This is a genomic window from Parafrankia colletiae (genome assembly GCF_001854655.1).
Taxonomy (GTDB): Bacteria; Actinomycetota; Actinomycetes; order Frankiales; family Frankiaceae; genus Parafrankia; species Parafrankia colletiae.
This window is the reverse complement of the sequence record NZ_MBLM01000110.1, coordinates 142,239-155,944: the sequence shown is the minus strand read 5'-3', so window position 1 is coordinate 155,944 and position 13,706 is coordinate 142,239. Positions and strand designations below refer to the sequence as shown.

The window sequence follows — 13,706 nt, the reverse complement described above, 5'->3', positions numbered from 1 at the left end:
AATACAACATCACCGGCCGCTCACACTCCGACACGGCCTCCCGGAAAATCTGGATGCTCTCCGCCTCCAGCCGCTGCAGATGCGTCAGTCGACCCGTCATCGGCCCGCCCTTCCCGCCGGTGGCCCCACAGGGCCGGCCTGACCTCTCGTGATCTGTGGTCAGCGAGCGGCCCAGCGTGCCGCGCGCGCGGTGTAGTCGGCGAACAGCGGCCGGATCCCGTCGATGTCGATGCCGAAGGTGGCCGGTTCGGGGTGGACGTTGGCCTCCCGCTTCTCCGCGTTCTCCCGCCACCACCGCGCCATTCCGGCCTCGAACTCCTCGGTGACCGGCTCGCCCAGCCAGGCGTACAGCCCGCGCACCTCCTCGAGTGGCCTGCGCTGCATGGCCCGGAAGTCGATGTCGTAGAATCTGCCGTCGGCGCCGGAGTCCCGGAACGCGAGTGCGCGTTCCATCCCGACCGACCAGTGCTCGACGTTGAGCGCACCCAGGTAGCGCAGGTCGATCTCGTCGCAGTAGGACCGGGCCACCGCCGCGTACAGGTCGGCCGATGACACCATCACCTCGGCGGGGTCCCGGTGCGTCATCACGAACCGGGCGTCCGGGAACGCCTCGTCGAGCTGGGCCAGGAACAGCAGGTGGGCGGGGCACTTCAGCCGCCACGGCTGCGCCGGGGAACCCCACTGCAGCAGTTTCAGGACGCGCAGCTCGTACCGGTAGCTGGTGGTCAGGTCGGCGCTTTCCAGCAGCCACTTCGAGTACGACGGGACGTAGGCGAAGGCCTGGAAGTAGTGCGCCTTGAAATCGAGCGCCAGCAGGCCATGGCACTCCGTCGGCCCGGTCGCGCTGGCCGGGACGAGCTTGGCGCGCCGCGGCGAGCTCGTCGCGCGGAACTCGGCGTCCGAGCGGCTGTCGTCGAGTCGGCTGTCCAGGCCGTCGCCCGTGGAGGGCGGCGGGCAGGGTTGCGACGCCTCCCAGGTGCGCAGCGAACGGGCCCGCGGGTCCTCGGCGAGCAGGAACGACAGTGCCGTCGATCCGGTGCGGGGCAGCCCCAGGCCGATCAGCGGGGCCACGATCGCCTCGTCGTCGATCTCGGGGTGACGCCGGTACCAGTCCTCGACCTGCAGCCGCTGCGACAGCAGCCCGCCGAGCAGCTTGCGGAGCACGGCCTGCCCGGTCGTGTTCAGCCGGGCTTCCGTCTCCAGCGAGCGGGTGAGCCGTTCGAGACCCTCCCGGAAGGAGTCATCGCCGAAGTCCGTGAGGCCGGTCTCGGCCCGGGCCTCGTCGAGCAGCTCGTCCTGTAATCCCATGGTGATCTCCCTGGTCGTCCACGATCAGGCGCGCATGTTGGCGCCACCGTCGATGGCCCACACCTGGCCATTGATCCATTCGGCGTCGTCGGAGAGCAGGAACGCGACGGTCGCCGCCAGGTCGCTCGGGCGGCCCAGCCGGGTTGTCGGCACCTGGGTGAGGAACCGCTGCTGCAGCTCGACGTCGTTCTGCTGCGCCTGCGTCTCGCCCATCACGAGGCCCGGCATCACGCCGTTGCAGCGCACCCCCCGGCGGCCCCAGTTGCCGGCGATGTGCCGGGTGAGCGCGTGGACGGCCGACTTCGAGGCCGCGTAGGCGGGCCGGAGCTGGTCGCCGCTRCCGCCGCTGACCGCAGCGCCCGACGACGTGTTGACGATGCTGCCGCCGCCGTTCGCGAGCAGGTGCGGCAGCACGGCGCGGGACGTCCGGACGTAGCCGACCACGTTGACGTCCAGGGTGCGGTGCCAGACGTCGAGGTCGGTGTCGAGCAGCGTCCGGTCGCGCCCGAGGTTGCCCGGGGACAGGTCGGCCCCGACGTTGAACAGGCCGTGGACGGCACCGTACTCGGCGAGCGTCGCGTCGACCAGCTCCTGGACGGAGGCCTCGTCCGCCAGGTCGAAACGGACGGCGACGGCTTGGCCGCCGGCTCCGGTGATCTCCTTGGCGGTGGTCGTCGCCCCGTCGATGTTGATGTCGCCGACGACGACGTTGGCGCCCTCCTCGCCGAGCCGCTTCGCGGCCCCGGCACCGATGCCGGTCGCCCCGCCCGCGATGACGAAGGTCCTACCTGCGAGTCCGCGCATCCACCGTCTCCACAATGCTCCACCATGTCCGGGTCCGAGGTGACGTCAAAGGGCGCGGGCTCACCCCATCCACTGGCCGCCGGCCACGTCGATGGTCTGGCCGCACATGTAGTTGGCGGCCTCCGAGGCGAGGTAGGCAACCATGTTGGCGACCTCTTCGGGCAGGCAGACGCGACCCAGCTGGACCTGGTTCTTCAGCGCGTTCGCGATAGTGGTGCGGCCAGCGAGGTCACCCTCGTTCTGCGGGTCGAGGATCATCCGCTTCATGTCGGGCTTGATCATGATGCCCGGCGCCACACCCAGGACGTTGATGCCCCGGGGCGCGAACTCGTGGGCGAGGTTGCGGGTGAAGCCGATGACGCCGGCCTTGCAGGCGCAGTAGACCGTGAGGCCGGGCTGCTGGACGCGCCCGCCGACCGCCCCGATGTTGATGATGCGCCCGGACCCCTGCGGAACCAGGTACTGCAGGGCGGCGTGGGCGCCGTACATCATCATGGTCAGGCTGCCCAGCACCGTCCCGTCGATCTGGTCCTTCGTGAAGTTCTCGAAGGCGCCGGCCGAGACCATCACCGGATTGTTGACCATAATGTCCAGGCCGCCGAGAGCTTCCCGGCTTTCCGCCACGGCCTGGTGCACCTGGTCCCAGTCCGACATGTCCGCGCGGATCGGAACGGCCTTCACGCCCCAGCGCTTCTCGACCTCCGCGGCCCTGCGCTCGACCTTGGAGAAAGTCCGGCCGACAAGCGCGACATCGGCGCCGGAACCGGCCAGGCGATTGGCGATGGCCTGGCCCAGTCCGTCGCCGCCGGCCCCGGTGACGATCGCCTTCTGGCCCCTCAGGTCCAACAGATCGCTCACACGCTTCTCGATGATGTGCGTCGGGAGCCGGTCGAGCCCCATCGCCGCAGACCAGTCCTGTTCTTCCTGTTCCTCCACGCGCATGGGAGATCTCCTGTCGCCGTGCCGGCGAGGGTGTACCGCCCGAACGGCAGTACGCCCCGTCGCGACTGTTTCGAGCGATGCTAGGGCGATGTGGCGGCGGGCTGCCAATACAAAATTCGGCGCTCAGATATACAGGATCGGTATAACTGGGGTAACATCCGCGACATGGACACTCATCGTCTGAGGTACTTCTTACGCATCGCGGACGAGGGTTCGATCAACCGGGCGGCCAACACGCTGGGGATCGCCCAGCCGGCGCTGAGTCGCCAGGTACGGCTGCTGGAGGAGGATCTCGGCGTCACCCTGTTCCGGCGCACGGCCCGCGGCGTCCAGCTCACCGAGGAGGGGGAGCGGCTGCGTGCGACCACCGCCGCGCCGCTGCGCCAGCTCGAGCTCGCTATGCGATACGTGGGGTCCCCGCTGGCGCGGGTCGAGCGTGGCCTGCACATCGGCCTGCCGGCCACCGCCACCGGTATCCTCGCCTCCCCACTGCTCGACGGCCTGAGCGCGGCATTCCCCAGGGTCGACTTCCAGATAAGCGTCGCCAGCACGGACGTGCTCGTCGAGGGAATGTTGAAGGGCGCTGTCGACATCTCGGTCATCGACCCCGTCCAGGACGGCCGTCTCTTCTATCACGACCTGCTGGTGGAGGATCTCGTGCTCGTCGGCGGTCGTACGTCGGACCTGCAGCCGGGCACCGCCATCGAGTTCGCCGAACTCGCCCGCCGCCCGCTCATTCTTCCCGCGTCTCCGAGCGGAATCCGTACCAGCGTCGAGAACACCGCGCTGCGGCTCAAGCACCGGCTGCAGTCCCGATTCTCCACCGATTCGCTGCAGGTCACGAAAAGCCTCATCGAGGCGGGGCGCGGTTATGGTGTGCTGCCGCTGTCGGCGTGCGCCGCCGAGATCGACGCGAGGAAACTGCGTTATGCCCCGCTGTGCGACCCGTCCCTGACCCGGCAGCTGGGTGTCGCCGTCACCGCGAACCTCGAACTGCCCCGCGGCTTCGCCACCAGGGTCGGTGAGATCATCCGCGAGGAGGCGGCTCGGCTGGTCGGGTCCGGCGTCTGGGGCGCGCGCCTGTCCCCACCGCTGTCTGAGGCGTAGAGGTTTCTCCCCGTACGCAGAGGTTTGGGCTAGCATCCCGGCGTATGTCGTCCGCCCAGGTGGCGCCGGAACTGCGCGCCAGGCTCCGCCGCTCACCGCGACTGCCGGTGTACCGGGCACCGGTGCTGCGCTTCGCGCGGTTCGCGATCGGCCGGCTGCCGGCGCCCCCGTTCGCCGGGGTCACCGTCGAGCAGTATCCCGAGGTGGGGCAGGGCCTGCAGGTCTACCGTCCGGAGACCCGCCGTTCGGATGCCGCGTTGCTGTGGATCCACGGCGGCGGGCTGGTGATGGGCGCCGTCGCCCAGGACCACCGCCAGTGCGCGGGCACCGCCCTCGAGCTCGGCATCCCCGTCGTGGCCATCGAGTACAGCAAGGCCCCCGAGCACCCGTTCCCCGTCCCGCTCGACGACTGCCAGGCCGCCTGGGAGTGGCTGCAGGAGCAGGCCGCGGCACTGGGGGTGGACCCGTCGCGGGTGGCGGTCGGCGGTCAGAGCGCCGGCGGCGGGCTCGCGGCATCCCTGATCCAGCGGCTGCACGACCAGAGCGGCGGCCCCCGGCCAGCCGCCCAGTGGCTGCACGCGCCGATGCTGGACGACCGCACGGCCGCCCGTCGTGACCTGGACTCCCCGGCGCACCCGGTGTGGAGCAACCGGCTGAACCGCTTCGGCTGGCGCTCCTACCTGGGCGCCGACCCCGGCTCCGCCGCCCCGGTGCCGCCGTACGCGGTGCCGGCCCGGCGCGAGGACCTGGCCGGGCTCCCGCCCGCCTGGATCGGAGTCGGTGAGGTCGACCTGTTCCTCGCCGAGGACCGCGCCTACGCCCAGCGGCTGAGTGCCGCCGGGGTGCCGACGACCTTCCACGCGGTGCCCGGGGCGCCGCACGGCTTCGAAACCTGGGCGTCGGAGACGACCATCAGCGTCGAGTACCTGGCCGCCGCGCGTGCCTGGCTGCGCCAGACCCTCCTGGACGGGCCAGCCACCGGCACCTGACGGGCTGCCACCCGCACCTGACGGGCTGCCGCCGGCTCTGTCGGCCGGCGACAGCCCGCCACCGTGCGCAGTTCTCGCGTCAGCGGACGACGACGCGGGCGCGGGCGAGGTTCTGGACGAGCCCGTAGGGGCTGTCCCCGGCGCCGGCCCGCCGCGCGGTGACCCGGGCGACCGGGAAGTACGTTCCGGCCCGGTCGAACGTATGGGTGGCGGTCAGCCGGACCGTGCCGTCGGTCGGGTCGATCTCGGGCCGCTCGGCGTAGGCGCCGGTGCCGTCGAAGTCCCACTCCACCCGGACGATCTCGCCGGCCCCCGGCGGCAGTTCGGCGGTGACGGCGAGGGTGACCGGCTGGCCGGCGCGGGCGTCGGCGCGCGCGGCGGGCCGGATCTCGCGGTCGTCGACCTCGGTGACCCTGACGTCGACGACCGGCTGGACGCCACGGCGCTCGCCGGCGCCGGCCGGCACGTGGATCTGCGTCTCACCGTCGACCTCGTAGCTGGTGCTGGCCGGCGGCGCCGTCCCGTGGGTGACCCAGTCGTCGAGGTAGAGCAGGGCCTGCTGCAGCTCCGACAGGTACCGGACGATGTGGGTCTCGACGGCCGCGTCACGCGGCGGCACATGGCCGGCGTTGTCCATGAACCACAGCCGGTAGGAGCCGTCCAGGCCGGAACCGAGGTGGGTCTGCGCCGCCCGGCGGTACCAGTCGGCCGGCCACGGGAAGGCCTCGGTGTCGAGCAGCGAACCCAGCATGATCATTTTACCGTGGAAGGTGCCGGTGGGGACGGCGCCGCTGGCCGCCTGCGCGAACGTCGGCCCGACGAGGAGCGGGCGCTGCGGGTGGAGCGGCGCGCCGTCCGGGCCGCGGAACTGGTCCCAGCCGTACTCTCCGGGTGCCGGGACCTGGTGACGCTGGTAGTACTGCAGCGCGATGATCCACGAGTTGTCGAGACGGAGCCGGTCGCCGGGTCGGATCGTGTCGGTCACCGACCTGTCCGCGCCGGTCCCGAAGGTGATGGTGTTCCCCTCCACCGCCCCGAGGGGCACCGTCTTCCCGGCGGCGGCACCGCTGAGCACGACGAGGTCGGCTCCGGCCAGCTCCCCGGCCGGCGCGGCACTGAGAGTCAGYCTGCCGGGCGGCGCGGCCGGAATCGTCGGCGTGCCCTGGACGTCCCGCAGGGCTGGCCGGGCGGCGGTACCGGGGTCGTCCGCCCGGGCGGTGACCTCGGCCTCGTGCCGGACGCGCGCGGCCCCGGCGGACGACGCCGGGTCGGTGCCGGCGTAGCCCGGCTTCGACCAGAAGTCGTCGACATAGGTCGGGTCCAGAACGCGCACCCCTCCGCCGACCGCGAAGAAGGCACCGCCGTTCATCTTCTCGTGGTCCCACCAGCCACGCAGCGGGAAGCCGATCCGGGTCGCCTCGCGCAGCACCGCGCGCTGCTCCTCGTTCAGGCCGGCGTAGGGGTCGCCGCTGCCGCCAGGCTCCATCGCGTCCACGATCTGTGGGAAGACGGGCTTCAGAACCCGCAGCGCCAGCAGTTGCGTGGTCATGCTGCTCGGGATGGCGTTCGGCGTGCCGGGGACCATCGGCACCCCGCCGTCCCACACGCCTTCGGTGTTCTCCAGGGCGCCGATCGTCTGGTACGCACCGCCRCTCGCCCCGTAGATGTAGCCGCGGGGGCGGGCAGGATCGTCGTAGACCTGYGCCGCGACCGTCCGGGAGAACTTCGCCGCCGCCGCGTTGACCCGGTAACCGGCGATGTCGCCGGCAGCAGGCAGGCCACCGGCGTTGTTCGTGGAGACGACATACGCCCCGCTCGAGACGGCGAAGGCCACGGTGTTCGGTGCGGCCTCGTCGGTGGACAGCGTCGGATACGTCGAATGGAAGAAGCGGCCCTGATAACGCTCGGGGAAGTAGAGCGAGAACGTTGYCCTGGTGCCGGTGAAACCGCCGTGGATGTGGCGCACGTGGACGGTGACATCCGTGGAGGGGTCGGTGATGTCCTGTTTTTCGTCCCGGTCGACGAAAGGCTGGTTCAGCGTCGGGTCCACACACCGGTCGGTGACGAACAGGGCGGTGCCACCCTGCGGCCCCGGTGTGCAGGCGGGCCCCTGAAGTGCGCCGTCGCGCAGCTGTAAGGGACGTCCGACGTCGGCTCGCCCCGCTGGTTCGGCCGGGGAGTCGTCGCTGCAGGACACCAGTGTCGCCGTTGCCGCCAGGCTGACGGCGAGCAGCACCGCCTGGCCCGTCGTTCTCGTTCGGCCCGGCCGGAAGCCTCCGGGCCGGCCCCCTTCTCGCCAGTGCCGGCGCCCGCCACGGTTCGGAGCTCGTGTCATTCTCGACCTCGCCTCACTCTCCGGTCGGTCCTGGACCGCCGATGCGGACGGCGAGTGTAAGTTCGCCGGCTCCGGCCAATCGCCGGAACGTGCCGCGGTACCCCCGAACGTGGTGTTCCACGCCAGGCCGGCAGGGGCCGGGCAGATGAAGCGGATGTCGGTGCTGCCGGGCTGACCCGACCGCCATCGGTGCACGGGCATCCGCCCGAGGGAGTCGGTCTGCGGTGGCCGCCGCGCCGCCGGGACGCAGAGAATGCACGTGAGCTGGAACACCTCGAGCGCCGGCCAGATGCCAGTGACATGCGTCACCGAAGGATGGGGGAATGTGATCCGGGCAACCCTGATTCCTCGGCTCCGAGGGTTCGGTGGGCCGTTTTGTGTCGTGGGCCACGGGCGTGGATCACAATATATTCTTGTGCGAGTGGGTGCGTCTCAGGTCACGTCCAGAGGGCTCATAAAAGCTCCGGAATGAGCGCACCATAAAGACGGTGGCTGTGCGATCGGCCGCCGTCGCCAGTCTTTTCTCTGCACCTGGGAGCCTGCCGTGATGAACGTCGTCCACGCCTTCGCCCGTCCCGGCACACGCACGATGCCGGCTGTGCGCAGCTCTGCCCGTTCCTGGTTCTTCGGCCCCGAGGAGACCTTCCTGACCCTCGGCGCCCCCGCTGCGCTGCCGGAGCCCCAGGCCGTCGCGGGCCCCCGCCGCCCCGTGTCCGGCCGGGTGGAGCGGGAGCGCCCGGTCCAGCGTCGCCGGGTGCTGCGCTGGGCGCACTCGCACAGCTGACGCACCGCACTGACGCACCGCACTGACGCGCCGCACTGACGCGCCGCACAGTTCATCCCGCCGACGGGATGACGGCACTGCGGCCCGTTGACCTGTTCTCCGTACGCTGCGTCTTCCCATGGCTGTCTCCCTCGGTCACTCTGTCATCACTGCACCTTGCGACGCCCGGCTCGTGCCGATCAGCGGTATTTCGGTCACGTGTACGGGGCAGGGCAGCGGTGAGACCGAGAACGGGCGGCGAATCCGGCAGGTCAGGCCGGATCGCGTCGCCGCGTTCGAGACCGAGAGGACGCGGACATGRCCAACCTGGCGCAGCTCCTGGAGGACACCGCCGCCACCTGTCCCGACCGCGAGGCGGTTGTCCTCGGATCGTCGCGGCTGACGTACACCGAGGTGGACGCCGCCGCGGCCGCCGTCGCGAACCTGCTGGTTGCCCGGGGGATTCGTCCTGGCGACAGGGTCGCGCTGACGTGTGCGAACATTCCGCACTTCACGGTGGTGTACTACGGCATCCTCAAGGCCGGCGCGGTCGTGGTCCCGCTCAACGTTCTGCTGCGCCACCGCGAGGTGGCCTACCACCTGGGCGATTCCGAGGCCCGGGCCTACTTCTGCTTCGAGGGTTCCGCCGAGCTGCCCGTGGCGCAGGAGGGATTCGCCGGCTTCGCCGACACTCCCGGCTGCGAACACTTCTTCGTCATCACGCTGGACCCGGCCGCGCCGTCCCCGGTGGCGGGAACCTCGGCGCGCCCGGTGGAGACGCTGGCGCGGGCCGTCGCCGGCCAGCCGTCCACGTTCCCGACCGTCGCGCGCGACGATGACGACACCGCCGTCATTCTGTACACGTCGGGTACCACCGGGCGGCCGAAGGGGGCGGAGCTGCGTCACCGCAACATGCGGGACAACGCGCTCGCCGGGCGGGACCAGTTCGGCTCCGACATCTCCCGTCCCGACACCTACCTGGGCGCGCTGCCGCTGTTCCACTCGTTCGGGCAGACGGTCGTCCAGAACGGGGCGTTCGCGTTCGGTGGCACCGTGGTGCTGCTGCCCCGGTTCGACGCGGGCGCGGCGATCCGGCTGATGCTCGACGAGCGGGTGACGATGTTCGCCGGTGTCCCCACCATGTACTGGGGCCTGCGCAACGCGCTCGGGCAGGACCCGTCGATCGACACCGCGGCACTCGCGCGCAACCTGCGGGTTGCCGTCTCGGGAGGTTCGGCGCTGCCGGTCGAGGTGCACCGGCAGTTCGAGAAGCAGTTCGGCGTCACCATCCTGGAGGGGTACGGGCTGTCGGAGACCTCGCCGGTGGCGTCGTTCTCGCCGTATGGCGAGCCGCCGCGGGTCGGCTCCATCGGCCTGCCGATCCGCGGCGTCGAGATGACCCTTCTCGAGCGTGACACCTGGGACGAGCTCGCCGACCCGGCCGGGATCGGCGAGATCGCCGTCCGCGGGCACAACGTGATGAAGGGCTACCATCGGCGTCCCGACGAGACCGCGGAGGTCATCCGGGACGGCTGGTTCCGCACCGGCGACCTGGCCCGCAGGGACGAGGACGGCTGGTACTACATCGTCGACCGGTCCAAGGACATGATCGCCCGAGGTGGGTACAACGTGTACCCGCGGGAGATCGAGGAGGTGCTGGTGACCCATCCGGATGTGTCGCTCGTTGCCGTCATCGGAGTCCCGCACCCGCGCCACGGGGAGGAGATCAAGGCCGTCGTGATCCGCGAACCGGGTGCCACCGTCACCGGTGACGAACTGATCGGGTGGGCGAAGGAGCAGATGGCCGCCTACAAGTACCCACGGATCGTGGAGTTCGTCGACACGCTGCCGATGACCGCCACCGGCAAGATCCTCAAGCGCGAGCTCTCCTGACCGACCCCCTGGTCATCGGACGTCCAGGAGAGCCGTCACCGGAGCCTCGACCCCAGCCACCCCGACACCCTCGCCGCCGAGGATGCCGTCGCCTGGTGGTTCCACCAGGCCGGGYGTGACCTTCAGCTGCCCCTGGCTTCGATGGCAGCCACAGCCGTCAGCGCGGTTTGTTGCTRCCACCGAACGGCGGCCTTGTGCGCATAGGTCAGCGCCTTTCGTTCTGGCTGGACGAGCGGTTCGCGCCGCCGTTAGGCTCGCTCTGCTGGTCGACGTATAAGGACCATGTAGGTGACGGCGACTCCTGTCGCACGTCGGTTCAGAAATTTCGGAGATCACACTCCGCGGGTGGTTCTCCGGCGTTCGTCTGTTTCGTTCTCTCCAGCGGATCCTTCGTCGTCGCCTCCCTCCCGGGTGGCATGGCGGCGGAGTCCGTCACGTCTTCGTAAATACTCGGGCATGAATAATTCGGGGGTGTCTGGTGGAACTTGTGTCGACGTACTCACACCTGAGTGACAGGCTGTTCGCCGAGCAGATCATGGAGTCGATCAAAGAGCGGCACGGGGTCGACCTGCGAGCGATCTTCGCGAATGACGCACTGAGTGAAAGGAAGAAGGCCCGGATTGCGCGGGTCCGGCTCCTGGAGGCGCTCCTGGAGGAGGTGGGCCGGCCGGGCTCCGGCGCGACGGGCCTCGTAGCCACCGACTTCGACGAGGACACCGCTCTCGAGAGGATGCTGGACACCGAGGTCGACATCGAGCCGAACCTCTCGATGACGCGCAGCGATGCGAACTTCGTCATGGGTCTGCGGGGTGACGACGTAAGGCTGTACCTCAGCTCGCTCACGAAGCGCTTCGAGAACATGCAGAACGCCAAGACCCCGGGCCAGCTCGCGATCGAACTGGTGTCTGGCGGCCTGGTCAGCGTAGGCGTGCCGATGGCGGTCGAGACGATCAAGGCATTGCGCGCCGGGCAGGCCCTGCTCACCGCAATCCGCACCGGTATCACCAGCATCGGCCTCAAGACCGCGATCGGTGCCGTCGTCGTGGTCCTCGTCGGATTCCTGCTCTACCTGTTCCTCGAAAATCCGAAGAAGATCCTCGGAATGGTCATCAACGACACCGACGAGCACTTCGTCGTCAAGGACTGGGAGAAGGGGGTGGACGGGAAGAAGGCCGGCGACCTGTATCTGGCCTTCGGGCACATGGCCTCCTTCATGCAGGACAACGAGGGCGGGCTGATCTCACCGAAGGTGCAGATCAGGGCCCGCATCAACTTCGGGCCGAACGATCCTGAGAACCTCGTGTTCGCCGGAATCTACTTCGCCGACCGGAACTTCGGGATGCGCGGTGCCGAAGGAGTCATGATCTTCAGTTCTCCGAAGATCCGCTTCGCGCATCTCTTCGCTGTCCCGTATTTCGAGGACAACGGAACGTACATAGGCTTCGTCACCGAGGGCGAGGACATCGAGAAGATCTACAAGGACTTCTACGGGAAGCGGCAGGTCTCCGTTTCCTACACCGAGAGGAACTACCGGCTCGCCGCGAATGTCAACGCGCCCAGAGGCGGTGTTGTGGCCTGTATCGCCTCCATTGTCCAGTGACGGTCGGCGCTCCGCGGGCGGCGCGGCGAGGAAGCCCGACAAGGCCAGGTAGCCGGCGCTGACGGAAGCGCCGCGACAGGCCGACCTCACGACCGCGGTCGCGAGACCGGCGAGGACCGGTAACACAGACCCACCCGGTAGCGGCTTCGTCGAACCGGTCCTCGCTCGGCTCGCCCCGCGGCCCCGGATATCGCCATGGTCCGCGACCGCGCGGCGCCGCGCAGTGGTGCTCGGCCGGACCCGCCGAGGCGGTCGAAGGCGACCAGCGGGAAGCGGTTCAGCGGTCCGTGCCGCGCAGCGACTGCCAGACACGCTCGGGCAGGATGTCGGCCGCTGCGACGAGGTCGATATCGGCGGCGCCGGCCAGCCAGCGGCGCGCGAGCTCGGCCGGGGGGCCGATCAGCAGCATCTCGATCAGCAGGTCCGGCACGTCCACGATCTGGCCGGACCGGGTGTGCGGGCGTAGCCAGGCCAGCAGGCGGCTGATGCGCGGGGCTTTGCCGCCCGCGAAACGCTCGGCCTGTTCGGGCGTCCGCGGCGCGAATCCGGAGAGGTGGATCACCCGGGCGGCTGCCGGTTCCTCGCCCACGAACTGGAGGTAGGCGGTCACCGCGGCGCGGATGCCTGCCGCGGCGCCGTCCGTCTGCTCCACGGCGTGCACCAGGCGGTCGAGCAGCCGGTCCATGCAGCGGCCGTACAACGCGGCGGCCAGGCCGTCGAAGGTGCCGAAATGGTGGTAGAGGCTCCCGAGACTGGTGCCGCTGGCCGCTGTGACGGCGGTGACGGTGAAGCCGTCCGGGCCGCGGTCGGCGTACACGTCAAGCGCGGCGGTGAGGAGTCGCTCGACGGTGTCCGCGCCGCGTTGCTGTCGGGGGGTCATCGCTGTCCGGGGAGCATGACCGCGATGATCTCACCGGCCCGGTGGGTGGGCCACGGTGTCGGCCGGCGGGAGGGTCAGGGGGTGGGTCGGTGGGCGGCTGCCGACGCCGGTCAGGTTCGCGGCCTGTGTCCACAGCAGCCTGGCCAGGTCGGGGTCGTCGACGGGGCCGTGGAGCGGGGCCGCCTTCTCGATCTCGAAGTATCGCCCGGTCACGCCGTCGAGTTCGGGGGCGAGCGCCAGCCGGATGACCGGAGGCGCCCCCTGCTCGACGGGCGTCCAGAACCGCTTCACCGCCTTCAGAGCGAGCCCGAGCGGCCCCCGCCGGTCGCCGAGGCCGGTGCGGATGACTCCCGGGTGCACGGCATTGACGCGGATGCCGGTGCCGGCGTCCGCCCAACGGCGGGCGAACAGCGGGACCAGTGCCAGGTTCGCCGCCTTGGTGTTCGCGTAGGTGCGGATCGGGTGGAAGTCGTCGCCGCGCGGCGTCCGCTCCAGGTCGATCCGTGCCTTGCCGTACAGGCCGGCGGTGACCTGCACGACCCGGGCGCTGCTGGCGGCGAGCCGGTCCTCCAGCAGATGGTTGAGCAGGAAGGGAGCCAGGTGGTTGGTGGCGAACGCCTGCTCCAGCCCGTCGGCGTTCAGGGTGCGTGCGGCGGGCCAGATGCCGGCGTTGTGGACGAGGATGTCGAGCTGCGGGCAGACGTCCAGCAGCTTCGCGGCGGTGGCGCGTACCCCGGCGATGTCCGACAGGTCGCCGGTGACCAGCTCGACGTGCGGTGCCCGCGGTCCTCGGGTGGCGTCGAGCCGGGCCCGTGCCCGTTCGCCGCGCAGCGGGTCGCGGGCGACGAGGGCGACGCGCACCCCCGCCCGGGCGAGCTGCTCGGCCACCGCCTGGCCGATGCCGCGATTACCGCCGGTGACTACTGCCGTCGCCGGGTCGTCGTCACGAGCACTCCCGGTGCCGCGCTCGGTGTCGTCCACCCGGCGACCGTAGCAAGAACTAGAAAGTTTTTCTAGAAAGATTCTCTAGTTGGCGCGGGCACGGGCACGGGCGCGGTGCGGAAGGCGGCCCGGTCGACTGGCGC

Annotated in this window: 11 protein-coding genes and 1 pseudogene; 5 read left to right on the top strand and 7 right to left on the bottom strand. The window is 70.2% G+C overall.

What is annotated here, in order from left to right; all coding sequences use genetic code 11:
• From CC117_RS39010 to CC117_RS14395, 4 genes and pseudogenes are all read right to left on the bottom strand, one after another.
• Nucleotides 1-100 (bottom strand): annotated as a pseudogene (locus tag CC117_RS39010) (sulfate adenylyltransferase subunit CysD); the annotation flags it as partial.
• A 59-nt stretch (nucleotides 101-159) separates the two neighbouring features.
• Nucleotides 160-1,308 carry a sulfotransferase family protein gene (locus CC117_RS14405; RefSeq protein WP_071084338.1) on the bottom strand — a complete coding sequence of 383 codons (1,149 nt, stop codon included), beginning with the start codon at nucleotides 1,306-1,308 and terminating at the stop codon, nucleotides 160-162.
• Between the two features lie 24 nt (nucleotides 1,309-1,332).
• Nucleotides 1,333-2,112 (bottom strand): SDR family NAD(P)-dependent oxidoreductase, encoded by a 780-nt coding sequence (locus tag CC117_RS14400; RefSeq protein ID WP_071084335.1) that lies wholly within the window; start codon nucleotides 2,110-2,112, stop codon nucleotides 1,333-1,335.
• Between the two features lie 60 nt (nucleotides 2,113-2,172).
• A complete protein-coding gene (locus tag CC117_RS14395; protein WP_071084333.1) occupies nucleotides 2,173-3,054 on the bottom strand; it encodes an SDR family NAD(P)-dependent oxidoreductase in 882 nt (293 codons plus the stop codon).
• Nucleotides 3,055-3,219: 165 nt separating this feature from the next.
• Between CC117_RS14395 and CC117_RS14390 the strand changes: the two genes are divergently transcribed.
• Both CC117_RS14390 and CC117_RS14385 read left to right on the top strand, forming a co-directional pair.
• Nucleotides 3,220-4,161: a LysR family transcriptional regulator gene (locus CC117_RS14390; RefSeq protein ID WP_071084331.1), complete on the top strand. Its 942-nt coding sequence runs from the start codon at nucleotides 3,220-3,222 to the stop codon at nucleotides 4,159-4,161.
• Nucleotides 4,162-4,205: 44 nt separating this feature from the next.
• Nucleotides 4,206-5,150, top strand: a complete 945-nt coding sequence (locus CC117_RS14385; RefSeq protein ID WP_071084329.1) for an alpha/beta hydrolase — start codon at nucleotides 4,206-4,208, stop codon at nucleotides 5,148-5,150.
• Between the two features lie 79 nt (nucleotides 5,151-5,229).
• On the opposite strand, the gene CC117_RS14380 is transcribed toward CC117_RS14385, so the two are convergent.
• Nucleotides 5,230-7,386: a hypothetical protein gene (locus CC117_RS14380; RefSeq protein WP_071084328.1), complete on the bottom strand. Its 2,157-nt coding sequence runs from the start codon at nucleotides 7,384-7,386 to the stop codon at nucleotides 5,230-5,232.
• A gap of 643 nt (nucleotides 7,387-8,029) precedes the next feature.
• On the opposite strand from CC117_RS14380, the gene CC117_RS14375 reads away from it, so the two are divergent.
• The 3 genes from CC117_RS14375 to CC117_RS14365 all read left to right on the top strand — a co-directional run bounded on the left by CC117_RS14375 (nucleotide 8,030) and on the right by CC117_RS14365 (nucleotide 11,741).
• On the top strand, nucleotides 8,030-8,269 hold the full coding sequence (locus CC117_RS14375; protein ID WP_116287789.1) for a hypothetical protein: 240 nt from the start codon (nucleotides 8,030-8,032) through the stop codon (nucleotides 8,267-8,269).
• Nucleotides 8,270-8,566: 297 nt separating this feature from the next.
• On the top strand, nucleotides 8,567-10,141 hold the full coding sequence (locus tag CC117_RS14370; protein ID WP_071084326.1) for a long-chain-fatty-acid--CoA ligase: 1,575 nt from the start codon (nucleotides 8,567-8,569) through the stop codon (nucleotides 10,139-10,141).
• Between the two features lie 487 nt (nucleotides 10,142-10,628).
• Nucleotides 10,629-11,741 (top strand): hypothetical protein, encoded by a 1,113-nt coding sequence (locus CC117_RS14365; RefSeq protein WP_241830097.1) that lies wholly within the window; start codon nucleotides 10,629-10,631, stop codon nucleotides 11,739-11,741.
• Nucleotides 11,742-12,018: 277 nt separating this feature from the next.
• On the opposite strand, the gene CC117_RS14360 is transcribed toward CC117_RS14365, so the two are convergent.
• Together CC117_RS14360 and CC117_RS14355 are read right to left on the bottom strand one after the other, a co-directional pair.
• Entirely contained in the window at nucleotides 12,019-12,621 is a 603-nt protein-coding gene (locus tag CC117_RS14360) for a TetR/AcrR family transcriptional regulator (RefSeq protein WP_071084322.1), read from the bottom strand.
• 30 nt (nucleotides 12,622-12,651) lie between these two features.
• Entirely contained in the window at nucleotides 12,652-13,602 is a 951-nt protein-coding gene (locus tag CC117_RS14355; protein WP_071084320.1) for an SDR family NAD(P)-dependent oxidoreductase, read from the bottom strand.
• Nucleotides 13,603-13,706 lie beyond the last annotated feature (104 nt).

What these genes read in the sequence shown, in the direction of transcription:
- CC117_RS14395 (WP_071084333.1), bottom strand. Translation starts at nt 3,054, where the DNA reads ATGCGCGTGGAGGAACAGGAAGAACAGGACTGGTCTGCGGCGATGGGG.
- CC117_RS14360 (WP_071084322.1), bottom strand. Translation starts at nt 12,621, where the DNA reads ATGACCCCCCGACAGCAACGCGGCGCGGACACCGTCGAGCGACTCCTC.
- CC117_RS14385 (WP_071084329.1), top strand. Translation starts at nt 4,206, where the DNA reads ATGTCGTCCGCCCAGGTGGCGCCGGAACTGCGCGCCAGGCTCCGCCGC.
- CC117_RS14405 (WP_071084338.1), bottom strand. Translation starts at nt 1,308, where the DNA reads ATGGGATTACAGGACGAGCTGCTCGACGAGGCCCGGGCCGAGACCGGC.
- CC117_RS14390 (WP_071084331.1), top strand. Translation starts at nt 3,220, where the DNA reads ATGGACACTCATCGTCTGAGGTACTTCTTACGCATCGCGGACGAGGGT.